The organism is Colidextribacter sp. OB.20, assembly GCF_009911595.1.
Classification (GTDB): Bacteria; Bacillota; Clostridia; order Oscillospirales; family Oscillospiraceae; genus Lawsonibacter.
The window spans coordinates 13,560-36,787 of sequence record NZ_QWKG01000040.1 but is presented as its reverse complement, the minus strand read 5'-3'; the positions used below and the strand labels follow the sequence as shown (position 1 = coordinate 36,787).

29 protein-coding genes are annotated in these 23,228 nt (G+C 61.2%); 20 read left to right on the top strand and 9 right to left on the bottom strand.

Annotated elements, in window-relative coordinates:
• Positions 1 to 389: 389 nt before the first annotated feature.
• Positions 390 to 1,241 carry a DUF4368 domain-containing protein gene (locus tag D1641_RS11070; protein ID WP_160665636.1) on the top strand — a complete coding sequence of 284 codons (852 nt, stop codon included), beginning with the start codon at positions 390 to 392 and terminating at the stop codon, positions 1,239 to 1,241.
• Between the two features lie 78 nt (positions 1,242 to 1,319).
• Here D1641_RS11070 and D1641_RS11065 read toward each other — a convergent pair whose 3' ends face one another.
• From D1641_RS11065 to D1641_RS11055, 3 genes are read right to left on the bottom strand one after another with little or no spacing between them, the layout of a single operon-like run.
• On the bottom strand, positions 1,320 to 2,000 hold the full coding sequence (locus tag D1641_RS11065; RefSeq protein WP_160665634.1) for an LrgB family protein: 681 nt from the start codon (positions 1,998 to 2,000) through the stop codon (positions 1,320 to 1,322).
• Positions 1,997 to 2,362 carry a CidA/LrgA family protein gene (locus D1641_RS11060; RefSeq protein ID WP_160665632.1) on the bottom strand — a complete coding sequence of 122 codons (366 nt, stop codon included), beginning with the start codon at positions 2,360 to 2,362 and terminating at the stop codon, positions 1,997 to 1,999. The genes D1641_RS11065 and D1641_RS11060 overlap by 4 nt, the downstream gene beginning before the upstream one ends.
• Positions 2,363 to 2,366: 4 nt before the next feature.
• Positions 2,367 to 2,585: a helix-turn-helix transcriptional regulator gene (locus tag D1641_RS11055; RefSeq protein ID WP_160665630.1), complete on the bottom strand. Its 219-nt coding sequence runs from the start codon at positions 2,583 to 2,585 to the stop codon at positions 2,367 to 2,369.
• Between the two features lie 90 nt (positions 2,586 to 2,675).
• On the opposite strand from D1641_RS11055, the gene D1641_RS11050 reads away from it, so the two are divergent.
• The gene (locus tag D1641_RS11050) at positions 2,676 to 2,939 is read left to right on the top strand and encodes a hypothetical protein (protein WP_160665628.1); all 264 of its coding nucleotides are present in this window, start codon (positions 2,676 to 2,678) and stop codon (positions 2,937 to 2,939) included.
• A gap of 258 nt (positions 2,940 to 3,197) precedes the next feature.
• Here the strand turns inward: D1641_RS11050 and D1641_RS11045 are convergent, their stop codons facing one another.
• Positions 3,198 to 4,457 (bottom strand): diaminopimelate decarboxylase, encoded by a 1,260-nt coding sequence (locus D1641_RS11045; RefSeq protein WP_160665626.1) that lies wholly within the window; start codon positions 4,455 to 4,457, stop codon positions 3,198 to 3,200.
• 139 nt (positions 4,458 to 4,596) lie between these two features.
• On the opposite strand from D1641_RS11045, the gene glnA reads away from it, so the two are divergent.
• From glnA to trmFO, 6 genes are all read left to right on the top strand, one after another.
• A complete protein-coding gene (glnA, locus tag D1641_RS11040; RefSeq protein WP_160665624.1) occupies positions 4,597 to 5,928 on the top strand; it encodes a type I glutamate--ammonia ligase in 1,332 nt (443 codons plus the stop codon).
• Positions 5,929 to 6,012: 84 nt separating this feature from the next.
• The gene (dapF, locus tag D1641_RS11035) at positions 6,013 to 6,798 is read left to right on the top strand and encodes a diaminopimelate epimerase (protein WP_160665622.1); all 786 of its coding nucleotides are present in this window, start codon (positions 6,013 to 6,015) and stop codon (positions 6,796 to 6,798) included.
• Between the two features lie 107 nt (positions 6,799 to 6,905).
• Positions 6,906 to 7,700 (top strand): RNA methyltransferase, encoded by a 795-nt coding sequence (locus D1641_RS11030; protein WP_160665620.1) that lies wholly within the window; start codon positions 6,906 to 6,908, stop codon positions 7,698 to 7,700.
• 19 nt (positions 7,701 to 7,719) lie between these two features.
• Positions 7,720 to 8,940 carry a DNA-processing protein DprA gene (locus tag D1641_RS11025; protein WP_160665617.1) on the top strand — a complete coding sequence of 407 codons (1,221 nt, stop codon included), beginning with the start codon at positions 7,720 to 7,722 and terminating at the stop codon, positions 8,938 to 8,940.
• Between the two features lie 181 nt (positions 8,941 to 9,121).
• Positions 9,122 to 11,440, top strand: a complete 2,319-nt coding sequence (topA, locus tag D1641_RS11020) for a type I DNA topoisomerase (protein WP_160665615.1) — start codon at positions 9,122 to 9,124, stop codon at positions 11,438 to 11,440.
• A 107-nt stretch (positions 11,441 to 11,547) separates the two neighbouring features.
• Positions 11,548 to 12,852: a methylenetetrahydrofolate--tRNA-(uracil(54)-C(5))-methyltransferase (FADH(2)-oxidizing) TrmFO gene (gene trmFO, locus D1641_RS11015; RefSeq protein WP_160665613.1), complete on the top strand. Its 1,305-nt coding sequence runs from the start codon at positions 11,548 to 11,550 to the stop codon at positions 12,850 to 12,852.
• A 159-nt stretch (positions 12,853 to 13,011) separates the two neighbouring features.
• Here the strand turns inward: trmFO and D1641_RS11010 are convergent, their stop codons facing one another.
• Complete coding sequence (locus tag D1641_RS11010) at positions 13,012 to 13,272, bottom strand: hypothetical protein (protein ID WP_160665611.1); 261 nt, start codon at positions 13,270 to 13,272, stop codon at positions 13,012 to 13,014.
• Positions 13,273 to 13,344: 72 nt separating this feature from the next.
• Here D1641_RS11010 and D1641_RS11005 point away from each other — a divergent pair, with 72 nt between their 5' ends.
• From D1641_RS11005 to D1641_RS10995, 3 genes are all read left to right on the top strand, one after another.
• Positions 13,345 to 13,575, top strand: coding sequence for a helix-turn-helix transcriptional regulator (locus D1641_RS11005; RefSeq protein WP_160665609.1), 231 nt, complete (start codon positions 13,345 to 13,347; stop codon positions 13,573 to 13,575).
• Between the two features lie 232 nt (positions 13,576 to 13,807).
• Positions 13,808 to 14,851 carry a phosphate acyltransferase PlsX gene (plsX, locus tag D1641_RS11000; RefSeq protein WP_160665607.1) on the top strand — a complete coding sequence of 348 codons (1,044 nt, stop codon included), beginning with the start codon at positions 13,808 to 13,810 and terminating at the stop codon, positions 14,849 to 14,851.
• Between the two features lie 373 nt (positions 14,852 to 15,224).
• Entirely contained in the window at positions 15,225 to 15,566 is a 342-nt protein-coding gene (locus tag D1641_RS10995; protein ID WP_160665605.1) for a hypothetical protein, read from the top strand.
• Between the two features lie 39 nt (positions 15,567 to 15,605).
• On the opposite strand, the gene spoVAE is transcribed toward D1641_RS10995, so the two are convergent.
• The gene (gene spoVAE / locus D1641_RS10990) at positions 15,606 to 15,962 is read right to left on the bottom strand and encodes a stage V sporulation protein AE (protein WP_160665603.1); all 357 of its coding nucleotides are present in this window, start codon (positions 15,960 to 15,962) and stop codon (positions 15,606 to 15,608) included.
• Between the two features lie 80 nt (positions 15,963 to 16,042).
• On the bottom strand, positions 16,043 to 17,056 hold the full coding sequence (gene spoVAD / locus D1641_RS10985) for a stage V sporulation protein AD (RefSeq protein ID WP_160665601.1): 1,014 nt from the start codon (positions 17,054 to 17,056) through the stop codon (positions 16,043 to 16,045).
• Positions 17,057 to 17,201: 145 nt separating this feature from the next.
• On the opposite strand from spoVAD, the gene ybeY reads away from it, so the two are divergent.
• The 7 genes from ybeY to D1641_RS10950 all read left to right on the top strand — a co-directional run bounded on the left by ybeY (position 17,202) and on the right by D1641_RS10950 (position 20,651).
• A complete protein-coding gene (ybeY, locus tag D1641_RS10980) occupies positions 17,202 to 17,708 on the top strand; it encodes an rRNA maturation RNase YbeY (RefSeq protein ID WP_160665599.1) in 507 nt (168 codons plus the stop codon).
• A 164-nt stretch (positions 17,709 to 17,872) separates the two neighbouring features.
• Entirely contained in the window at positions 17,873 to 18,082 is a 210-nt protein-coding gene (locus tag D1641_RS10975; RefSeq protein ID WP_160665597.1) for a hypothetical protein, read from the top strand.
• Between the two features lie 52 nt (positions 18,083 to 18,134).
• On the top strand, positions 18,135 to 19,028 hold the full coding sequence (gene era, locus D1641_RS10970; RefSeq protein ID WP_160665595.1) for a GTPase Era: 894 nt from the start codon (positions 18,135 to 18,137) through the stop codon (positions 19,026 to 19,028).
• Between the two features lies 1 nt (position 19,029).
• Positions 19,030 to 19,230: a hypothetical protein gene (locus D1641_RS10965; RefSeq protein WP_160665593.1), complete on the top strand. Its 201-nt coding sequence runs from the start codon at positions 19,030 to 19,032 to the stop codon at positions 19,228 to 19,230.
• Positions 19,231 to 19,352: 122 nt separating this feature from the next.
• Positions 19,353 to 19,496: a hypothetical protein gene (locus D1641_RS10960; protein ID WP_160665591.1), complete on the top strand. Its 144-nt coding sequence runs from the start codon at positions 19,353 to 19,355 to the stop codon at positions 19,494 to 19,496.
• Between the two features lie 73 nt (positions 19,497 to 19,569).
• Entirely contained in the window at positions 19,570 to 20,247 is a 678-nt protein-coding gene (recO, locus tag D1641_RS10955; RefSeq protein WP_160665589.1) for a DNA repair protein RecO, read from the top strand.
• 89 nt (positions 20,248 to 20,336) lie between these two features.
• Positions 20,337 to 20,651 carry an SdpI family protein gene (locus tag D1641_RS10950; protein WP_347707420.1) on the top strand — a complete coding sequence of 105 codons (315 nt, stop codon included), beginning with the start codon at positions 20,337 to 20,339 and terminating at the stop codon, positions 20,649 to 20,651.
• Positions 20,652 to 20,685: 34 nt separating this feature from the next.
• On the opposite strand, the gene rpmF is transcribed toward D1641_RS10950, so the two are convergent.
• Together rpmF and D1641_RS10940 are read right to left on the bottom strand one after the other, a co-directional pair.
• Positions 20,686 to 20,874: a 50S ribosomal protein L32 gene (rpmF, locus tag D1641_RS10945; protein ID WP_023345708.1), complete on the bottom strand. Its 189-nt coding sequence runs from the start codon at positions 20,872 to 20,874 to the stop codon at positions 20,686 to 20,688.
• 45 nt (positions 20,875 to 20,919) lie between these two features.
• Positions 20,920 to 21,423 (bottom strand): DUF177 domain-containing protein, encoded by a 504-nt coding sequence (locus tag D1641_RS10940; RefSeq protein ID WP_160665587.1) that lies wholly within the window; start codon positions 21,421 to 21,423, stop codon positions 20,920 to 20,922.
• A 245-nt stretch (positions 21,424 to 21,668) separates the two neighbouring features.
• Here D1641_RS10940 and D1641_RS10935 point away from each other — a divergent pair, with 245 nt between their 5' ends.
• Positions 21,669 to 22,679: an RluA family pseudouridine synthase gene (locus tag D1641_RS10935; protein ID WP_160665585.1), complete on the top strand. Its 1,011-nt coding sequence runs from the start codon at positions 21,669 to 21,671 to the stop codon at positions 22,677 to 22,679.
• A gap of 184 nt (positions 22,680 to 22,863) precedes the next feature.
• The gene (locus D1641_RS10930) at positions 22,864 to 23,226 is read left to right on the top strand and encodes a BlaI/MecI/CopY family transcriptional regulator (RefSeq protein WP_160665581.1); all 363 of its coding nucleotides are present in this window, start codon (positions 22,864 to 22,866) and stop codon (positions 23,224 to 23,226) included.
• Positions 23,227 to 23,228: the final 2 nt, after the last annotated feature.

The following is a 23,228-nucleotide window of genomic DNA, read 5'->3' as shown; positions in this document are numbered from 1 at the left end:
TTCCTTGGTAGTAAATTCGTAGTAATTGGGGTGGCCTGTTGTCAGGAAATGCGGCGTAATGCGCTGTTTCACAAGGTTTTGCGGGCACTCACAAAATATTTAGAAGAATTACTGCCCTTTTACCATACTTTGAACGGTTGTTATCCTTGTACAGAGTGACCATTGGTCTCCGAGCGCTATCCCTGCTATATTATTCCATCACCGCCTTTCCGAAGCAATTATCCAGCGGTCAGCTGCTCTGGAAGCAATTTGGGTGAGAGCGATTTTACTCCGTCCGTTAAAAACTTGTTCTTGCATCTCTGGTACGTAAAATTTTTGAAACGAGAGGTTGTTTTGAAAATCCAACTTTTTCTCACCTTACTCGTTGCAACTCCGCATTTTCTTCTACATTGAGCAACTTTATTTCTGCGTTTTTTGCTTGTATCTTTTTCATCTACACAAGGTTTGAAGATACCCACAAGGCCATCATCGACCCGGAAACCTGGGAGATCGTACAAAAGGCGAGGGAACAGCGCCGCCGCCCCACCAAAATGGGAGAAATGGGGATGTTCTCCGGGCTGGCCTACTGCGCCGACTGTGGAGCGAGACTGTATCACTGCCGGACTACTTCATGGACGCATGAACAGGAGTGCTACACCTGCGCCACCTACCGCGGTAAAAAAGGTTGTAGCGCCCATTACATCCGGGCGGTGGTGTTGGAACAGCTTGTACTCCAAAATCTGCAACGGGTGGTAGCCTACGCCCAGGAGGACGAGGACGAGTTTGTGCGGCGCATCATGGAAAACAAGATGGCGTTACAGCGCACCGAGCAGGAAAAGGCCAAGCGTAAGCTGGAAAAGCAGGAGCGGCGCTATAACGAGCTGGATGCCATCATTCAAAGGCTTTATGAAGATCATGTTGTAGGTAAGCTGAGTGAGGAACGCTTTGCCAAGCTGTCCGAGGGCTACGAGCAGGAGCAAGCAAATCTGAAACAGTCCATAGAGGATCTGTCCGCTATCGTACATGCCGCTCAGACGCAGGCGGTCAATGTCCAGAGCTTTTTGAAAATTGTGAAGAAGTACACCCAGCCCACCGAGCTGACCCCGGCGCTTTTGCGGGAGTTTGTGGAGAAAATCGTTGTCCATGCCCCCGATAAGTCCAGCGGCCACCGCGTCCAGCGCATTGACGTACATTATAACTTCATTGGCGAGATTGATTTTTCACCGGAATTTAGCCGGTATAGCAAAAAGACAACCGCATGACACCGTAGTATCATGCGGTTGCCACCCGACAAAGAAAACTTCTTTATCAGGCACGCCCTTGCGGCAGGGCCGGTTTTTTTACATAAACAGCGCCAGAACCGAGGTGATAATGCCGCAGACGCAGATGGCGATGGAGCTCATGGCGGCCTGGATTTTGCCGATCTCCATGGCCTTGGCGGTGCCCAGACCGTGGCTGCACGCCCCGATGGCTGTCCCCTCCGCCACCGGGTCGGTGATGTGAAACAGCCTGGCGAAGAGGGGAGCGAACATGGCGCCGGTCACTCCGGCGATGAGGACGGCGGTGACGGTCAGGCCCGGGATGCCTCCCCGGCTCTCTGAGATGGCGATGGCAATGGCGGTGGTGACGCTCTTAGGCAGAAGGGAGGCGGTGATGACCCCGTCCAGCCCCATCAGCCAGCTCAGCAGCAGGACCGAAGCGATGCTGGCCAGGGAGCCGGCCAGACAGCCGGCCACCACCGGAAGGAAGTATTCCCCCAGCAGCCTGCGCTGCTGATAGACGTTCAGAGCCAGCATCACAGTCACCGGGGTCTGCATCAGCACCAGCAGGTCGCCCCCCAGGGCGTAGGACTCATAGGGGATTTTCAGGGATACCAGAAGCAGGATAATCAGCACGGTGGAGACCAGCAGGGGGTTGCACAGGATCAGGCCGGTCTTTTTCTGCACCCAAAGGCCGGCGCACCAGGCCCCGCAGGTCAGCGTCAGACCAAAGAAGGGGGAGGAGAGGAAGGCCTCAATCATGACTTGCCCCCCTTTTTCCGGCGCAGGGCCATGATAAGCTGGATGGTCCAGGCGGTGGCGAAGTAGACGATGGGGGTGGTGACCACGGCGATCACAAAGAAGGGGACCAGACAGTCCAGCAGGGCGTCCGTGTGCTCCAGCAGGCCCACGCAGGGGGCGACAAAGAAAAAGGACATGTTGTCCGACAGAAAGCCGCAGACCCGGTCGATGTGGCGCTCCCTCACCCCGCGGAGCAGCAGCAGCCCCAGCAGCAGGAGCATTCCGATGACGCTGGCCGGGAAGGCCACAGGAAGCAGAGCCGCGATGCACTGCGCCGCCAGACAGACGCCGAAGAGAATAGCCAGCTGGCCTGTGATGTTCATTCTGTCAGCTCCTTTCCCGCTTTTCCGACCGCCCCACCAGATAGTCCAGGGAGATGCCATAGAAGTCGGCCATCTTGACCAGGGTAGGGGCGTCAGGCTCGCGCTCGTCTTTTTCATAACGGCAGTATGACCGCAGTCCAATTCCCAACTCTTGCGCAATGGCCTCTTGAGTAAGATTTTGATTCTTTCGGAGACTGAGAAGCCGCTCAGCTAATTTCTGCATGTCTGAATTTCACCTCTTGACAAGTCCAAATGGGCATGATAATATATAAGAAACATGCCTATTTGGGCATAAAATGGAGGAGGAATCATAATGGATGACCTGATGAAATGCCTGTATCAATTTGTATTGGAAAACCGCTTAGGAGGCTTGAAGGACAGTGAGGAATATCGGAACTGTGTTCTTTCCGCAGATATGCAGATCAAATGCGTCAAGAGCTGCTTGAATGAAGAACAGCGGAAAGAACTGTGCCAGATGATTGACAGAATCGGCGCTCAGAACAGCGTCGAAAGCGAGTACATCTTTCGTGCGGCCCTGAGACTGGCCCGAGAGCTGAACGCCCTCGTGGGGGCGTGAAGCCTTCCGTCCCGCCGCAGCGTCTGACTGAGGATTGCGTTTCTGTTTGTAGGGCGCGACGACCTCGGCGCGCCGTCGAATCAGGCAAATACACGGCGGGCCGAGTCGTCCCGCCCTACAGAGAGCTCAAAATTCCCGTTTGCTTCGCATATTTTGGCTTCGCCAAAATGCAATCCTCCGCCCCAGTGTGCGCACTGGGGCACCTCCTTTCGAAAGGAGGCTTTTTTGCCTGCGGGCGGGGACGGGAGAGGGATCCTGTCAGTCCCAGATGGCGGTTGCGAAATAGTCCTCGGGGGTCTCGGCCCGGCGGATGAGGCGGGTGGAGCCGTCCTCACACAGCAGGACCTCCGCCGAGCGCAGGCGGCCGTTGTACTGGTAGCCCATGGAGTGGCCGTGGGCGCCGGTGTCGTGGATGACCAGCAGGTCGCCGGTGTCAATTTCGGGCAGCATACGGTCCACGGCGAACTTGTCGCAGTTCTCACACAGGGAGCCGGTGACGTCGTACTTGTGGTCGCAGGGGGCGTCCTCCCTGCCCATGACGGTGATGTGGTGATAGGCCCCGTAGATGGCGGGGCGCATCAGGTTGGCGGCACAGGCGTCAACTCCGATATACTCCTTATAGGTGTGCTTCTGGTGGAGCACCCGGGTGACGAGATGTCCGTAGGGAGCCAGCATGAAGCGGCCCAGTTCGGTGCAGACAGCCACGTCCCCCATGCCCGCGGGGACCAGAATCTCCTCAAAGGCCTTCCGCACCCCCTCGCCGATGACCGCGATGTCGTTGGCGGACTGGTCGGGGCGGTAGGGCACCCCCACCCCGCCGGAGAGATTGATGAAGGTGATGTGACAGCCCGTTTCCTCCTTCAGCTCCACGGCCATTTTGAAGAGGATGGTCGCCAGAGCGGGGTAGTAGTCGTTGGAGAGGGTGTTGGAGGCCAGGAAGGCGTGGATGCCGAATTCCTCCGCCCCCAGCTCCTTCAGCCGGCGAAAGGCTTCGGTCATCTGGGGCCGGGTGAGGCCGTACTTGGCGTCCCCGGGGTTGTCCATCACCTGGAAACCCTCCTTGCTCTCCCCCAGGGTGAAGGTGCCGCCGGGATTATACCGGCAGGAGATTTTTTGGGGAATATAACCCAGGGTATCCTTCAAAAAGTCGATGTGGGTGATATCGTCCAGGTTGATGACGGCGCCCAGCCTGGCGGCCAGGGCGAACTCCTCCGCCGGAGTGTCGTTGGAGGAGAACATGATCTCGTCCCCGGCAAAGCCGCATCGCTGGCTCATCATCAGCTCGGTGAGGGAGGAGCAGTCCACGCCGCAGCCCTCCTCCCGGAGTATTTTCAGAATCTGGGGGGTGGGGGTGGCCTTGACGGCGAAGTACTCCCGAAAGCCCGGGTTCCAGGCGAAGGCCCTGTACAGCGCCCGGGCGTTTTCCCGGATGCCCTTCTCGTCGTAGAGGTGGAAGGGGGTGGGGTAAATTTTGACAATCTCCTGGAGCTGCTCCAGGGTGACAAAGGGTTTTTTCATAGGGCGGGTCGCTCCTTTTATCTGTATATGACAACGGTTAGTCTACCCAATTCCAGGGGATTTGTCAATAAAATCCTTGACAATCCGGGGGGGAAAATGCGATACTAAGTACCGAAATTTTTGAAAAGAGGGATTGCCCATGGGCTATACAAAAGAGGATATCATCCGCATTGTCCAGGATGAGAAGGTGGAGTTCATCCGGATGCAGTTCACCGATATTTTCGGTCAGATGAAGAACGTGGCCATCACCGCCTCCCAGATTGAGAAGGCGGTGAACAACCAGATCATGTTCGACGGCTCCTCCATCGAGGGCTTTACCCGTATCCACGAGTCGGACCAGTGCCTGTACCCCGATCTGAACAGCTTTATTATCCTGCCCGAGAATATCAGCGAAGGCCGGACGGCCCGGATGTTCTGCGATGTGTACAACACCGACGGCACCCCCTTCGTGGGCGACCCACGGGGGGTGCTGCGCCGGGTGCTGCGCCGGGCGGAATCCATGGGCTTCGACGTGTTCAACGTGGGGCCGGAGCTGGAGTTTTTCCTCTTTGACACCGACGAGAACGGCCACGCCACCACGAACACCAAGGACGAGGCGGGCTACTTCGACTTGGGCCCCCTGGACCACGGCGAGGCCACCCGCCGGGAGATCAGCCACACCCTGGAGCAGATGGGCTTTGAGATCGAGGCCAGCCATCACGAGTGCGCTGTGGCCCAGCATGAGATCGACTTCAAGTACAACAACGCCCTGGAGGGGGCGGATAAGATCATGACCTTCAAGCTGATGACCAAAAGCATCGCCCGGAAGAACGGTCTTCACGCCACCTTCATGCCCAAGCCCATCTACGACATCGCGGGCAACGGGATGCACCTGAATATGTCCCTGTTCAAGAATGGGAAAAACGTGTTCTGCGATCCCAACGGGGAGCGGGGCCTGTCCAAAACGGCCTACTCCTTCATCGCCGGCCTGCTGGACCATGTCCAGGGCTTCACCGCCGTGACCAACCCCCTGGTCAACTCCTACAAGCGGCTGGGCGCGGGCCACGAGGCCCCCCGCTATCGGGCCTGGTCGGCCTCCAACCGCTCCGCCCTCATCCGCATCCCCGCCGCCCGGGGCCAGGCCACCCGGGTGGAGCTGCGCAGCCCGGACCCCTCCTGCAACCCCTACCTGGCGGTGGCGGTGTGTCTGGCCGCCGGCCTGGACGGCATCGCCCGGGGCCTGACGCCCCCCCTGGAGATCAGTGGGGACATCTACGCCATGGACGACGCCACCCGCAGAGCCCACGGCATCGCCTGCCTGCCCGGCACCCTGAAGGACGCCCTGGAGGAGCTGGAGAAGGACGCCCTGATTCTGGACGTGCTGGGAGAGCACGTGGCGAAGCACTACATCAAGGGCAAGCTGCGGGAGTGGGACGAGTACCAGACCCGGGTGTCCAGTTGGGAGCTGGAGCGCTATCTGGTGATTTATTGACCTGCAAATGGCCGGGGGCGTAGCCGCCCCCGGTCTTTCTATAGGCATTTGCGCATAGGCTGACTCCGAAAGGGGGAATCGGCCATGCGCTTTACCAAAATGGAGGGTCTGGGCAACGACTATATCTACCTGAACTGTCTGGAGGAGACTCCGGCGGACCTGCCCGGACTGGCCCGCCGGCTGTCCGACCGGCACTTTGGGGTGGGGGCGGACGGATTGATTTGCATTAAACCGGGCCGGACCGGGGATTTTACCATGGAGATGTACAACGCCGACGGCTCCCGGGGGGCCATGTGCGGCAACGGCATCCGGTGCGTGGGGAAGTATGTCCGCGACAAGGGCCTCACCCAAAAGACCCGCCTGACCATCGACACCGAAGCAGGCCCCCGGTCCCTGGAGCTCCATGTCCGGGGCGGCGAAGTGGAGGCCGTGACGGTGGACATGGGGCCGGCGCGGGTATCTGCTCCGGTGGAGCTGGAGGCGGCGGGGGAGGGGTTCACCGTCATCCCCGTCTCCACAGGCAATCCCCACGGGGTAATCTTCTGCCCCGACCCGGAAAAAATCTGCCTGGAGCGGCTGGGACCCCTGCTGGAGGTCCACCCCGCCCTGGGGGAGCGGCGGAATATTGAGTTCGTCTCCCTCCCGGACCGAGAGTGCCTGCGTGTCCGGGTGTGGGAGCGGGGGAGCGGGATTACCCTGGCCTGCGGCACTGGAGCCTGCGCCGCCTTTGGGGCGGCTCTGGGGTCAAATTGGTGTGAAAGCCGGGTGGAGGCCGTCCTGCCCGGCGGGGTCCTCATCCTGGAAAAGCAGGGGGAAAATATTCTGATGACCGGCCCCGCCCGGACGGTATTTGAGGGGGAAATCCTGTAGGGAGGGGCCTCCGTGCCGCCCCGTTTCCCCGATTCGGCAAAAAACTTTCCTTGACAACCCCGGGGGATACCTTTATTATAAGTAAGAATCTTAAGGGGGGACCGCATGTGGAGATCATCACCAGCCGAAAAAATCCCATCTGCACCCACTTCCGCAAGCTGGCCTCCTCCCGGGCATACCGGGAGGAGACGGGGGAGATGCTGTGCGACAGCCCCAAGCTGCTGGAAGAGGCCAGCCTGTGGGGGGGACATCGCATCCACACCGTCCTCTACACCCAGGGGGTGAAGCTGCCTGTCTACGACGACTGTACGGCCCGGGAGATCCAGGTTACCGAGAGCGTGATGGAGTCGGTCAGCCCCATGAAGACCCCCCAGGGGGTTGTGTTCTCCTGCGCGGCCCCGACCCTCCGCCTGCCCGAGGAGCTGAAGCGGGAGCCGGAGCGCTATCTGACATGGAGGCGCTGTCTGGTACTGGACGGTGTTCAGGACCCAGGAAATGTGGGCACCATCCTGCGCACGGCGGACGCCTTCGACTGCGGCCCGGTGTTTCTTCTCCCCGGCTGCGCCGATGCCAACAGCCCCAAGGCCGTCCGGGCCGCCATGGGGGTCCATTTCCGCCGGGTGATTTATCAATGCACCCTGAACGAGCTGACCGATCTGCTCGGGAAAATGGGCATTCCCCTGTACGCCGCAGCCCTGAGAGAGGACACCGCCGACGTGCGGGAGCTGGACCTGTCCAATGCCGCCGTGGTGATTGGCAGTGAGGGGCAGGGGGTGTCTCAGGCGGTGCTGGAGGCGTGCGCGGGCACGCTGAAAATTCCCATGTCCCGGCGCTGTGAGTCGCTGAACGCGGCGGCGGCCGCAGCGGTGATCCTGTGGGAGATGGGGCGCTCCCAAATTTGACGAAAGAGGGACTGAGAAAATGGCGGGCCTGCAATACTGGCTGTGGCTGACCGGCCGCAGGGGGCTGAGCCCTGCGGGGGCTTTGGCGGTGCTGGACCACTTTATCACTCCGGAGCGGGTATACTACGGCGAGAAGGAGGACTTCGACGCCCTGCCCCTGCCCGACCCGGTGAAGCGGTCTCTGCTGGACAAGAGCCTGGACGAGGCCAACAAAATTCTGGGGGACTGCGACCGGCTGGGCCTGCGGGTGATGACCATTCAGGATGCCGGCTACCCCCAGCGCCTGCGGCAGCTGGCGGACCCGCCCATGGTGCTGTATATCAAGGGGCGGGTGTTCCGCTTTGACGAGGAGGCGGCCATCGGCGTGGTGGGGATGCGGAAATGCAGCCCCTACGGCGAGCTGTGGGCTGAAAAGCTTTCCATGGAGCTGGCGGACAGCGGGGCGCTGGTGGTATCCGGCATTGCCGAGGGCATCGACGCCCGGGCCATCCGGGGCGCTCTAAAGGGCGGCGGGCCGGTGGTGTCTGTGCTGGCTGGCGGCGTGGACGTGAAATTTCCCGTGGAAAACCGTTTTATATATGACGATGTGGCCGCCGCGGGCGCCCTCGTCTCTGAATATCCCCCGGGGACGCCCCACAAGGGGAGTCACTTCCGGCCCAGGAACCGGATTTTGAGCGGCCTGTGTCTGGGTATTCTGGCGGTGGAGTGTGAGCCCGTCGGGGGCACCATGCTCACCGTCAACCACGCCCTGGACCAGGGCCGGGAGGTGTACGCCGTCCCCAAGGCCCTGGGGGACGGGCGGGCCATGGGGACCAACCGGCTGATCCACGAGGGAAAGGCCATCCTGGTGGAGAGCGCCCGGGACATTCTGGAGGATTTTGTGGATCAGTATCCCATCAAGCTGGCCGCTGTGGCCCCCCTGGCCCCCGAGGTGGTCAAGGCCCGCCTGGCCCGGGAGGAGGGGGAGTCCCCCCGTCCGGAGCCGGAGCGGCCGGAGCAGGAGGCGGCTCCCCGGCGGGAGCGGGTTCCCCTCAGCCAGCAGAAGGCCCGGTTCACCGACGACGAGCTGGCCATTCTGGCCGCCGCGTCCGGCGCCGCCCTCACCGCCGACGAGCTTGTGGAAAAGACCCAGGTGCCCATGAAATATGTCCTCTCCGCCCTTACGATGCTCCAGGTTCAGGGCGCCATGGAGGAGCGGCCGGGCCGGCGGTTCCGCGCCCTGGTGGAGCTGGAAACGTAGGGACGCATTAGGATGGTGTGTCTCATTCGCGGATTTTTATGTAGGGGCGGACATTGTCCGCCTGCGGGCGCACACTGTGCGCCCCTACAGGGGTGCTATAAAAATCAATCCCGATAAAATGCGCGGCAGGACACTCCCCATCACGATCGTAGTGTAATCAATCTCTGGAGGTAAATCCAACGTGGCAAATCAAACTGACTTAGTAATTGTAGAATCCCCGTCCAAGGCCAAGACTATCGGCAAATACCTGGGCCCGGGATATGAGGTAAAGGCGTCTATGGGCCATGTCCGGGACCTGCCCAAGAGCAAGCTGAGCGTGGATATCGAGGGCGGCTTTGTCCCCGACTATCAGCCCATCAAGGGCAAGGAGGACGTGATTCGGGACCTGAAGAAGGCGGCCAAGCACTCGGGCCGGGTCTATCTGGCTACCGACCCTGACCGGGAGGGGGAGGCCATCTCCTGGCACCTGAAGGAGCTGCTCAGCATCCCCGATGACAAGACCTACCGGGTGACCTTCAACGAGATCACCAAAAATGTGGTGCAGAAGTCTATCGCCGCCCCCCGGGCCATCGACCAGAACCTGGTGGACGCCCAGCAGGCCCGGCGCATCCTGGACCGCATTGTGGGCTATCAGCTGTCTCCCCTGCTTTGGAAGAAGATCCGCCGGGGCCTGTCCGCCGGGCGGGTGCAGTCGGTAGCCACCCGGCTGGTGGTGGAGCGGGAGAACGAGATCAAGGCCTTCCAGCCCCAGGAGTACTGGTCCATCGAGGCCGACCTGGAGCGGGTAAGCCCCCACAGCGGCTCCTTCAAGGCCCAGTTCCACGGGAGAGACAAGAAGCTGGAGCTGCACAGCCAGGCGGAGGCGGAGGAAGTGATTGCCGCCGTCTCCAAGGGGAGCTGGTCGGTAGCCAGGGTGAAGCGGCAGGAGAAGAACCGTCAGCCCGCCCCCCCTTTCACCACCTCCACCCTCCAGCAGGAGGCCAGCCGCAAGCTGAACATGTCTCCCGCCCGGACGATGGCGGTGGCCCAGCAGCTCTATGAGGGCGTTGACATCGCCGGCCAGGGGACGGTGGGCCTGATTACCTATATGCGTACCGACTCGCTGCGCCTGTCCGACGAGGCGGTGGCCGCCGCCCGGGGCTTTATCGCCCAGCGGTACGGCGCCCCCTACTGCCCGGCCCAGCCCCGGAAGTATAAGACCCGCGGCGGCGCCCAGGACGCCCACGAGGCCATCCGGCCCTCCGACGTGACCCTGGCGCCCGACGACATCAAAAAGGACCTGACGGCAGAGCAGTTCAAGCTCTACCGGCTGATCTGGTCCCGCTTCCTGGCCTGTCAGATGTCCAACGCCGTCTATGACAGCCTGTCCATCGACGCGGCCAACTCCGGTTATATCTTCCGGGCCAGCCACTCCTCCCTGAAATTCTCCGGCTTTACCGCCGTCTATGAGGAGGGGCGGGACGATGACGAGGAGGAAAAGCGGTCGTCTCCCCTCCCCGACCTGAAGGAGGGGGAGCCCCTCGCCGGCAAAAAGCTGACCCCGGACCAGCACTTCACCCAGCCCCCCGCCCGATACTCTGAGGCCACGCTGATCCGGGCGCTGGAGGAGCAGGGCATCGGCAGGCCCTCCACCTATGCGCCCACCATCTCCACCATCCTGAACCGGGAGTACGTGGTGAAGGAGGGGAGCAGGGCGCTGCGGCCCACCCCTCTGGGGGAGGTGGTCACCGGCCTGATGAAGGACAAGTTCCACGACATTGTGGACTACGACTTCACCGCCCAGATGGAGGAGCGTCTGGACAAGGTGGAGGAGGGGTCCGCCGACTGGAAGGCCCTGCTCGCCGAGTTTTACAGGGACTTCGACGCCGAGCTGAAAAAGGCGGAGCAGGACCTGGACGGGGAGCGGATTAAGGTGCCCGACGAGGTGTCGGAGGAGCTGTGTCCCCAGTGCGGGCGGAACCTGGTCATCAAGTCCGGGCGGTTTGGCCGCTTCCTGGCCTGCCCTGGCTGGCCGGAGTGCGACTTCACCATGCCGCTGGTGGTGGAGATGCCCGGAAAGTGCCCCCTGTGCGGCGGACGGCTGTTCAAGCGCACCGGAAAATCCAAAAAGACGGGTAAGCAGTACACCTACTACTGCTGCGAGCGCCGGAGCAGCAAGGACGAGAACCAGCGGTGTGAGTTTGTCACCTTCGACGTGCCCGTGAAGGACAACTGCCCCGTCTGCGGCCAGACCATGTTCAAGAAGGCGGGCCGGGGGGCGAAGAAGCCCTTCTGCATCAACGAGAAGTGCGCCAACTTCACGCCCGAGGAAAAACGGGGCGGCTGGAAGAAGAAGGAGACCGCCCCCGCGGAGGGGGAGCCCGTCCCCGCCGAGGCGGAGGAGAAGCCGAAGAAGTCCGCCGCCGCAAAGAAGGCAGCCACAAAAAAATCCACCACGAAAAAGGCCGCAGCGGAGAAGAAGACAGCGACTAAGAAAGCTGCGGCCAAGAAGGAAGCGTAAATTGTAGGGCGCGACGACCCGGCGCGCCGCAAAAGATTGGCGTTATGACCCGGCGCGCCGAGGTCGTCGCGCCCTACGCAGAAGCGGAAAGAAGGGTGGGAGGAACTATGGACAAAGTAACCGTCATCGGGGCCGGACTGGCGGGGAGCGAGGCGGCGTGGCAGCTGGCCCGGCGGGGCATTCCTGTGACACTGCGGGAGATGAAGCCCCAAAAGATGACCCCAGCCCACCACAGCGAGTATTTCGGGGAGCTGGTGTGCTCCAACTCCCTGCGGTCCGACCAGCTGGAGAACGCGGTGGGCCTGCTCAAGGAGGAGCTGCGCCGGAGCGGCTCGCTAATCATGGCCTGCGCCGACGCCCACCGGGTGGAGGCGGGGGGCGCCCTGGCGGTGGACCGCCACGCCTTCGCCGCCGCCATTACCGATGCAATCAAAGACCACCCCGGCATCACCGTGGTGGAGGGGGAGGTCACCGAAATTCCCTCCGAGGGCGATGTCATCATCGCCACGGGTCCGCTGACCAGCGAGGCCCTGTCGGAGAGGATCGCCGGGCTCTTCCCGGACAGCAGATACCTGAACTTTTTTGACGCCGCCGCCCCGCTGGTCACCTTCGACAGCATCGACATGGACAGCGCCTGGTTTGCCTCCCGGTATGACCGGGGGACGCCCGACTATATCAACTGTCCCCTCTCCCGGGAGGAGTACGACGCCTTCTGGACCGAGCTGACCCAGGCGCAGGAGGCGGAGGTCCACGGCTTTGAGGACGCCGGGGTCTTTGAGGGCTGTATGCCGGTGGAGGTGATGGCCCGGCGGGGCAGGGATACCCTGTGCTACGGCCCGCTGAAACCCGTCGGCCTCAAGGACCCCAGGACGGGGAAGGAGCCCTTCGCCGTGGTCCAGCTGAGGCAGGACAACGCCCAGGGGTCTATCTACAACATGGTGGGCTTTCAGACCCATCTCAAATGGCCCGAGCAGAAACGGGTGTTCTCCATGATCCCCGCCCTGAAAAACGCGCAGTACGTCCGCTATGGGGTGATGCACCGGAATACCTTCCTGGACTCGCCCCGCCTGCTGGACCGCTATTACCGGGTGCGGGGGAACGAGCGGATTATGTTCGCCGGACAGATCACCGGGGTGGAGGGGTATGTGGAGTCCACCGCCTCCGGGTTCCTGGCTGCGGTGGAGCTGGCTCGCCGCCTGGAGGGGAAAGCACCTGCCAATTTCCCCCAGGAGACCGCCATGGGCGCGTTGGCTCTTTACATCAGTGACCAAAGTGTGGTAAACTTTCAACCGATGAATATCAATTTCGGCCTGATCCCCTCCCTGGGCTATCGAGTCAAGGGCAAGCGGAACAAGAATGCCGAGATTTCCCGCCGGGCCCTGGAGGCGCTGGACAAGCTGGAGCTGGAGTAGAGCACCCCTCGTCCCCCGCAGGGCAAGCCTCCTTTTGAAAGGAGGTGGCATGGCGAAGCCGTGAGGTCGGATTGTATTTCGCGCAGCGAAATGTATGAAATAAACAAGACTTCGGAGACTTTGTTTACTTCGTATGTTTTGCTTCGCAAAACGCAATCCTCAGTCAGCCTGCGGCTGACAGCTCCTTTCCAAAGGAGCCTTTTGGGCCCACTCCTTCAGTCTCAGCCCCAGCCGGAGCCCGTGGGCGAAGGAGATGCAGTTGGAGGTCTCCAGAAGGTGGAAGATGGCCTTGGGCAGGTTTTTGTCCGGAAACAGGGACAGGCTCTGTTCCATCAGGTCGTTGTACTCCGGGTCGTTTTCAAAGACGAGCTGGCCCCGGTCCTGTTCGTCAAAGAAGAAGTCTTTTAGCTGGTTGTCCATATTCAGCACCACCATATAATTGAGATAGCGTAATTATATCGCTAAATGCGTAATATGTCAAGGGGGTACTCTATGCTCCATAAGGATGTTTTTTGCATAAGGGTCCGGAAATTGCGCAAAGCGAGAGGAGAGCAACAAAAAGACCTGGCAGATGCCATCGGGGCAACACAAGCGACTGTCAGCGACATTGAAAACGGTCGCCGTGCGACCTCCTTTGACAAGCTGGCCGCTATCTGCCAGCACTACAATGTATCTGCCGATTACCTCCTGGGTTTGATCGACGAGCCCAGGCCGCTGGTTTAGGAAAAAGGCCCCTTTTGAAAGGGGCTGTCAGCCGAAGGCTGACTGAGGATTGCGTTCGCGAAGCGAACATACGAAGTAAACCAAGCCTATGCAAATCTCGTTTGCTTCGCATATTTTGGCTTCGCCAAAATGCAATCCTCCGCCCCAGTTTGCGAACTGGGGCACCTCCTTTCAAAAGGAGGCTTTGGGAGCAAACCCGTAAACTGCCGCAGAACAGAAAAGAGGGAAAACCATGAAGATTATCGTAGACGCCATGGGCGGGGACAACGCGCCCCAGGCCCCCGTGATGGGAGCCATTCAGGCCGTGAAGGAGTACGGGGTGAACATCATCCTGGTGGGAAAGAGCGAGGAGATATTAAAGGTCCTGGCCGACAACGGCATCAGCGACCTGCCCGCCGGGGTGGAGGTGGCCTACGCCAGCGAGGTGGTGGAGATGTGCGACGATCCAGCCACCGCCTTCCGGAGAAAGAAGGACTCCTCCCTCACCGTGGGGCTGAATCTTCTCAAGAGCGGGGCGGGAGACGCCTTTGTCTCCGCCGGCTCCACCGGAGCCCTGCTGTCGGCGGCCACCCTGGTAGCCAAGCGGATCAAGGGCATCCGCCGGGCGGCCCTGGCTCCCGTGGTGCCCACGGGGAACGGCGGAGCGGTGCTGATCGACTGCGGAGCCAACGCCGAGTGTCCCCCGGAGTACCTGCTCCAGTTCGCCTTTATGGGCTCCTACTACGCCGAGAAGGTGATGGGCCGGCCCAACCCCAAGGTGGGCCTGCTCAACATCGGCGCCGAGCCCTCCAAGGGCACCGCCCTCCAAACCACCGTTTACCCCATGCTGGAGGCGGCGGGGGAGGCGGGCCGCATCAACTTCGTGGGCAACGTGGAGGCCCGGGAGGCGGTGGAGGGGGCGGTGGACGTCATCGTCTCCGACGGCTACTCCGGAAATATCTTCCTCAAGACTATGGAGGGCACCGGGCTGTATCTGGCCCGGGAGATCAAGAGGATGTTCAAGAAGAATCTGATCACCAAGCTGGCGGCCCTGCTGGTGTCCGGCGGGCTGAGGGACTTTAAGCGGACCCTGGACTCCGGCGAGGTGGGGGGCACCGCTCTGCTGGGCATCTCCAAGCCGGTCATCAAGGCCCACGGCTCCTCCGACGCCCGGGCCATCCAGAACGCCATCGCCAAAACCCGGGAGTTTATTGACTCCGGGATGATCCAGAGCATCACAGACAACATCGACCTCATGCGCCTGGACGCCCCGGCGGCCACGGCGGAGAAGGAATAAAAAGCGGGGCCGGTGCGTGACGCGCCGGCCCCGGGCTTTGTAAAAAGCTCTTGCATCGTGCGTAATTTTGGGGTAAAATATGGATACGAGATGAATAGGGCAGGGTAAGGGAAGCTTCCACCTTCCCTCACCCCTGTGCAGGAGATAACGGCTCCCACACAGCAAGAAACTTGCGCCATCCCAATTATAACGCCTTTTGCCTTTCTTTTCAAGGCGGAATGGGGAATGTGCTGTTTGTTTTAGCGGTGCAGGGTGATGGAATCCTGCGCCGCTTTATTTGTCTCGACGGCGGACTGTGGGGGGCCGGGAGGTCCCACCCCCCATCCGCTCCGCTGTTCGAGCGCACCAAAATGAAATTAAGGAGGAAACAATTATGGCAAAGCCAACCTTTGAGACCCGTCCGGGGGAGGAAGTGTTCGCCCAGAAGGCGGGCTGCGACTGCTGGAAAATGCCTCAGGTAGTGGGTAAGCGGCAGATCTCCGGCAAGCTGTACATGACCGACCAGCGGGTGGCCTTCCTGGCCTCCGGGCTGGTGGGCACCGCGTCCGTCAGCTGGGAGATCGAGATCAAGGACATCGCCTCGATCAAAACCTGCACCACCCCGCCCTGCTTTCCCTTCGGCATTGAGATGACCATGCGGGACGGCAGAGTGTACATGATCGGCATCATGAAGCGGGACAAGTATGTGGAGTGGCTCAACGCGCACATCTCCTGAAAAAGCGGACCGCCTCCCCGGCCTGGGGAGGCGGTCGTTTTACGTCTTGGGCTTGGGCTTGCAGATCAGGGCGACTAAAAAGCCGAAGAAGATAGCTGCGGTGATGCCTCCGGCTGCGGCGGTGGAGCCGCCGGTGAGAGCCCCGATGAGGCCGTCCTCGGCCACCGCCTTCCGGACCCCCTTGGCCAGCAGATGGCCAAAGCCAGTGAGGGGCACCGTGGCCCCCGCGCCCCCCCAGTCCACCAGGTATTGATATAGCCCCGCGCCGCTGAGGACCACCCCGGCGGTGACATAGGTCACCAGGATTTTGGCGGGTGTGAGGGTGGTTTTGTCGATGAGGACCTGTCCGATGACGCACAGGATGCCTCCGCAGAGAAATGCATTCAAATATTCCATAAAATCACCTTTGTATCGTTTGTAGGGCGCGACGACCCGGCGCGCCGTGTAGAGGATGGGAGGGCGTGGCGTGTCGAGGTTTACCGGGAGGTCGAAATGGCGATGGCGTGGCAGATGCCGGGGATGGACTCTCCCTGGAAGGCGGAGGTGGGGGAGTGGAGGGCCCCGGTGGGGCAGAAGAGGACATTTTTCCACTTGCCCGCCTTCATGTTGTTCAAAATGTGCCCGGTGAGCACCGAGGCGCAGCAGCCGCAGCCCGAGCCCCCGCAGTGGACGTCCTGGTTTTCTGTGTCGAAGAGCATGGACCCGCAGTCGGCGTGGTTTTTCACCTGAATGCCGTCCTGACGGAGCAGCTCGACGAGCAGCTCGCTGCCCAGAGTGCCCAGGTCGCCGGTGAAGATCATGTCGTAGCTGCTGGGGGAGCGGCCTGTGTCCTGAAAGTGGGCGGTAATGGTGGCGTGGGCAGCGGGAGCCATGGCCGCCCCCATGTTGTTGGTGTCGGTGACCCCCTTGTCCACAATCTTGCCCACGGTGACGTGGGTAATATAGGGCCCCGGACCCTCCCGGGCCAGGACGGCCGCCCCGGCGGCGGTAGCCGTCCACTGGGCGGTGGGGGTGCGCTGGCCGCCGTACTCCAGGGGGGTGCGGTACTGCCGCTCCGCCGAACAGAAGTGGGAGGAGGCGGTCACCGCCGCCCACTCCCCGAAGCCGCCGTCCAGGGTCATGGCCGCCAGAGCCAGCCCCTCCCCCATGGTGGAGCAGGCCCCGTAGAGGCCGAAAAAGGGAATCTGCTGGTCCCGGGCGGCGAAGGAGGAGCCGATGCACTGGTTGAGCAGGTCCCCGGCGAAGAGCCAGTCCAGGGCGGAGGCCGCCTGCCCCGCCTTGTTCAGGGCCAGGGCCAGGGCCTGCTTCTGCATGGCGCTCTCCGACTTCTCCCAGGTGGCCTCGCCGAAGGTGTTGTCCCCGTCGATATAGTCGAAGGTGCCGGCCAGAGGGCCCTCCCCCTCCTTTTTGCCCGCCACGTTGGCCCAGGCGGCCAGAGAGGGCGGATTGGCCAGGGCCGCCGTCTGGGCCCCGATTTTTTTCGTTGTCATATTTCCACTTCCCGTCTGTGAAGTTTACGGCTAGTTTTTCACCAACAGGGGAAAATATGTTTGACCTTCAGAATTATTTTTCGTATAATAGAGTTACCGGAGGGGGCGGATATCATCCGTCTTTCGGGAAAAGGAGGGACAGCCTATGGACCACGAGGTCTGTATCGAAGCGGGCTATATGGATGAGGCGACAGAGGTTCCCATGGCGGTGGAGGAGCAGATCCGCCGCTCCGTTCTGGCCGCCCTGGAGGACGAGGAGGTGGACGTGCCCTGCATGATTGCCGTAATCGTCACCGATGACGCGGTCATCCGGGAGACCAACCTGACCAACCGGGGGGTGGACCGGGCCACCGACGTGCTGTCCTTCCCCATGTTCCCCATGAAGCCCGGCGACAAGCCCCGGGCGGAGTGGGCGGACCCCGGCGCGGACAAGGTGTATCTGGGGGACATGATGATCTCTCTGGAGCGGGCGGAGGCCCAGGCGGAGGAGTTCGGTCACTCCCCGGAGCGGGAGGTGTGCTACCTGGCCGTCCACTCGGTGCTCCACCTGCTGGGCTATGACCACCTGGACGAGGGCCCCATGAAGGCCCAAATGCGCCAGCGGGAGGAGGCCATCCTGGGCAAACTGGGCATTACGAGAGACGGCCCGTAGGGCGCGGCGACCCGGCGCGCCGTCCTAAAAGTCTTTACCTGGTATCCAGCTGCGGGCCAGGGCTGTCCCGCCCTGCGGAGGAACCAATAGGACTTGCGGGCGGATGATATCCGCCCCTACGGGTATCATAATTCAATCAAATTATTATGAAAAGGAGAATTATCATGAGAAAAAACATTAAACTGACTGCGATCAACGACGAATTTGACGACTACGAGGAGATGGGCCGCCGGGAGGGGAAGAGCTGGAGCTTTGAGTTCGACCTGACCCCCTATGTGGTCACCTGCGCTATGGCCTGTGGCATCATGTTTGTGACCCGCTTTGTGCGCAAGCATGTATTCCACCAGGACCTGTACAAAAAATATCATTCTTAACGAAAACAGCCGGGGGAAGCGCTCACACCCGGAGAGAAAGTGAGGATCATCTATGATTAAAAAATCCGGTATTATCACCATCTGCGGACGGCCCAATGTGGGCAAGTCCACCCTGACCAACGCCTTTGTGGGGGAGAAGGTTGCCATTGTCACCAGCAAGCCCCAGACCACCCGGAACCGCATCTGCGGCATCAAAAACTGGGGGGAGTGCCAGTTCGTCTTTGTGGACACCCCTGGCCTGCACAGGGCCCGCACCCGCCTGGGGGACTACATGGTCAACGTGGTGAAGGAGTCTGTGTCCGACGTGGACGCCGTGCTGCTGGTGGTGGAGCCCATCCCCCATGTGGGGGAGCCGGAGAAGCAGCTCATTGCCCGCATGAAGGCCCTGAGCTGTCCTGCGGTGCTGGCCGTCAACAAAATTGACGCCCTGGAGCAGAAGGACAGGCTTCTGGAGGTCATCCAGGTCTACAGCCAGGAGCACGACTTCGACGCGGTGGTGCCCATATCCGCCAGAACCGGCCAGGGGGTGGAGGAGCTCCTCGATGTGCTGGAGGGATACCTCCCGGAGGGGCCTCAGCTTTTCCCGGAGGACATGACCTCTGACCAGCCTGAGCGGCAGATGATGGCGGAGATTATGAGGGAGAAGCTGCTCCTGCTGCTGGACAAGGAGATCCCCCACGGCACCGCAGTGGAGATCACCCGCTTTGTCGAACGGGAGGACGAGGTCGTGGAGGTGGAGGCCACCATCTGCTGCGAGAAAAACAGCCACAAGGGGATCATCATCGGCAAGGGCGGGGGGATGCTGAAAAAGGCCTCCACCCTGGCCCGGCAGGACATGGAGAAATTCATGGGTACAAAAGTTTTCCTCAAAACCTGGGTCAAGGTGAAGGAGAACTGGCGGGACAATCCGGCCGCCATCCAGAATTTTGGGTATGTGAAGGAGTAACATGGAGTATTCCAGAGATGATTTGATCGAGGCCAGACGGCAGATCGATTCCACACTGCATAAGCTGCGGGAGACAGTCAGAACCCTTCGGTCCAAGGACAATCCAGCCCGCTTCAAATCACAGATTACTTTGGCAGAGCGGCGGATCAAGGCGTTTGAAATCGCGGATTTTTTGATTGAACGGGAAACTGACAATATGTAATGTGGGGCAGGGGATTTGCCCCTGCCCTGTGCGGCGGGGCTTCCATATCTGCAAAATTTACCGCTCATAGTCTCCGGACAAAACAGCCAGCCTAATCATAGAAAGAAAGGGAGGGCTGTGCCATGAATGAGCGGGGACTTTGGGAGCTGTTTTGGGTAACCGGACTGCCTGCGGCCTGGCTGGCGCTGGCCGGGGCGCGGGAGGAGCGGTCCCTGTGGGAGGAGTCGGCCAAGACGGCCTTTCAGCCCAGAATTGAGCGAGTGTAGGGGGCGGGCTCTGGCCCGCCCCGGGTTTAGCGGTCCCCGCTGTCCCGCCACATCGCTGCATAGGAGTGACGTCATGCACATCACCACCAAAGCCCTGGTCCTGCGGGCGGTGGACTACAGGGAGTCGGATAAAATCCTCACCCTGTTCACCCGGGACCAGGGGAGGCTTACGGCCTCCGCCCGGGGGTGCCGGAAAAAAGGGAGCGCCATCGCCGCCGGATGCCAGCTGCTGGCCTGGTCGGAGATGGTGCTCTATGACTATCAGGGCCGGTGGGCCGTCAAGGAGGCGGCCACGGAGCGGCTGTTTCAGGGCGTCCGGGCCGACATCGCGCGCCTGGCCCTGGGCTGCTACTTCGCCGAGGCGGCCGAGCTGCTGGCCGTGGAGGGAGAGCCCGCCGATGAGCTGTTGTCCCTCACCCTGAACAGCCTCCACGCCCTGGACAGGATGCCGGACAGGCCTCTGCCTCTGGTGAAGGCCGCGTTTGAGTGGAAGGCCATGGCTCTGGCGGGGTATGAGCCCCTTTTGGAGGACGGAAAGGTCCACGGGGAGGGGATCACGCTGCCCCTGTCTCCGGCCGCCCTGGCCGCCCTGGACCACATCGTCCACGGCGACCCCAAGCGGCTGTTTTCCTTCCGGCTGGAGGGGGAGGACCTGAAGCAGCTGGCCGATGCCGCCGAGGCTTATGTATATGTCCAGCTGGAGCGGGGATTTTCCACCCTGGATTACTACAAGAGCCTGCAGTTTTCGTGAACGTTGGGGGGATTGGAATGATTTGGTTTTGGCTTTTTACATTAGCGACTGATTTGCTGATTCCGTTGTGTATGATCGGCTTCGGACGAATGTTTTTGAGAAAAGCACCCGAGACGGTCAACAGTACATTTGGCTACCGAACCACCATGTCCATGAAGAATCAGGATACCTGGCAATTTGCCCACCACTACTGCGGGAGGCTGTGGTACTGGCTGGGCTTGGTCATGCTGCCCCTGACGGTGGTCCTGATGGTGCTTGTGCTTGGCAGGGAGATTGGCACCATCGGATGGGTTGGTACAGTGATTTGCTTTGCCCAGGTTGTACCCATGGTGGGGGCCATTGTTCCCACGGAGCTGGCGCTGAGGCGGACCTTTGACAGGGACGGAAGGCGGAAAAGAGCATAAAAAAACCCTCCGGCTTGACCGGAGGGCTTTTCGCTTACTGCTGGGCCTCAACCTGGCCGAAGGAACGGCCGTTATAGGTCAGGCAATTCTTGCACATACGGTGAGGCAGCCGGTAAGCCCCGCACTTGGGGCAGGTCACGATACCGGGGGTTTCCAGCTTCCAGTGGGAGCTGCGCCGCTTATCGCGCCGGGCCTTGGATACTTTTCCCTTGGGGACCGCCATGGGTGACACCTCCTTCGGCTGTGCCGGTCAGGGCACGTTGAGTACTCACTCAGCTTCCTTATCCAACAGCTGCGCAAGGGCCGCCAGTCTTGGATCGACATCAGGTCCGCACCCGCAGGGGCCGAGGTTCAAATCGGCTCCGCACTTGGCGCACAGCCCTTTGCAGTCGTCTGAGCAAAGGTTTTTGGTGTCCATCGCGAGGATGAAGGCGGTGCTCACCGCCTCGCCCAGGTCCAGCTCGGTGCCGTCCAGCAGGAGGATGTCGTCGTTTTCCTCGTCCTCCAGCTCCTGGGCCGCCAGGCTGTCCAGCGCCACGACCTTTTCCCGGGAAAATTTCTTCCCGCAACGGTCGCATTGAAGCTCCAGAAGGGAGCGGACCGTTCCCTCCAGCACCAGAGCGCCGGCGTGGTTGGTCACGCTGCCCTCCGCCTGGACGGGGTGGACGATGGGGCGGGCTCCATAGAAGTCCTGCTCCGACAGGTCCAGCTGGAACTGAAACGCCTTTTTCGCGTCCGGGACGTGGATGATATCGCGCAGATCCAGGCGCATGGCGTTCCTCCCTGGGGGCTGTCCCCCATACTCGCAGAATGGTACGCAGGATATTATAAAGACTTTTCTCCAAAATGTCAAATGCTTTTCTCAAATTTCTCCACGAATTTTATTGACACCGGGGGCGGAATATGGTGAAATATTGCTTGTCCCCCTCAGTCACGGCTTTGCCGTGACAGCTCCCCCCTCGTGGGGGAGGTGGCCCGAAGGGCCGGTGGGGGGCCAATATTAGGAGGGCACAGCCCATGAAAGAATTTACCATCGGAAAGAACGACGCCGGGCAGCGGCTGGACCGCTGGCTGGCCAAGGCCCTGCCTGTGCTCCCCGCCCCTCTGGCCCAGAAGTACATCCGGCTGAAGCGGGTGAAGGTGAACGGCAGGGGCTCAAAGCGGGACGTCCGCCTCAGTGAGGGGGACGTGCTCCAGCTGTACATCAACGACGAGTTCTTCGACCGGCCCACCCCGGAAAACGCCTTTCTTTCCCTCTACCAGCCCAGGCTGAACATCCTCTACGAGGACGGGCACATCCTGCTGTTGGACAAGCGCCCGGGGATGGTGGTCCACCCCGACGAGAACGAGCGGGTAAACACCCTGCTCACCCACATCCAGGCCTACCTCTACCAGAAAAAGGAGTGGTCCCCCTACCGGGAGAACTCCTTCGCCCCCGCCCTGTGCAACCGTATCGACCGGAACACCGGGGGCATCGTCATCGCCGCCAAGACCGCCGAGGGCCTGCGGGTGATGAACCAGAAGATCAAGGATCGGGAGCTGACCAAGCTCTATCTGTGTGTAATTCAAGGACAGATGTCCCCGCCGGAGGGAAGGCTGGAGAGCTATATTTTCAAGGACGAGGTGAAGAAGCAGGTCTACGTCCGGAAGCGCCCCGAGCCGGGGGCCAAGACCGCCATCACCGCCTATAAGACGCTGAAGGTGAAAAACGGCCTGTCTCTGGTGGAGTGCGATTTGATTACCGGCCGGACCCACCAGATCCGGGCTCAGTTCGCCGCAGCCGGACACCCCCTCATCGGAGACGGCAAGTACGGCAGCGAGCGGGAGAACCGGAGGTATGGCCGCCACGGCCAGGCGCTGTACTCCTACAAGCTCACCTTCCGCTTTACCACCCCCGCCGGCCCCCTGGAGTGCCTTAACGGACGGACCTTCCAGGTGGAGGACGTGGACTTTGTGAAGGAGTATTTTCCGGACTGCGTCAAAAGCCTCCCTTCGAAAAGGGAGGTGGCGCCGGCTGAGAGCCGGTGACGGAGGGTTTTCTTCGATTTGGATGTGTGTATCCATTGGAGAAAACCCCCACCCGGCTTTGCCGGGAGCCCCCTTTCCGAAGGGGGCCTTTTTGCGCCCTCCTGCAAGTTTTATCTTGCTCTTGACATTTAGTTCCTACAGGTGTAGTATAGCACTGGAGACTACAACTGTAGGAGGCGGTAGTATGAAGCTGTCAGACCGGGAATGGACGGTGCTGGGGGTGCTGTGGGAGTTTGGGGGCGCGGCTCTGGGGGAGGTGACCCGGGCGCTGGAGTCCGAGACCGGCTGGAGCCGGAACACGGTGCTGACCTATCTCACCCGCATGGAGGCCAAGGGGCTGGTATCCATCGACAAGGAGGGCTATCCCCATTTGTATCGTGCGGCTCTGAGCCGGGAGGACTGCCAGGCCCAGGCCCGGGATGTCTTTCTCCAGAACGTCTACCGGGGGGCCACGGGGGATTTAGTGGCCGCCTTTTTGAAGGGGAAGCCTATTTCATCCCAGGAGCGGGAGGCCCTGCGCCGCCTGCTGGACGAGATGGAGGTGTGAGC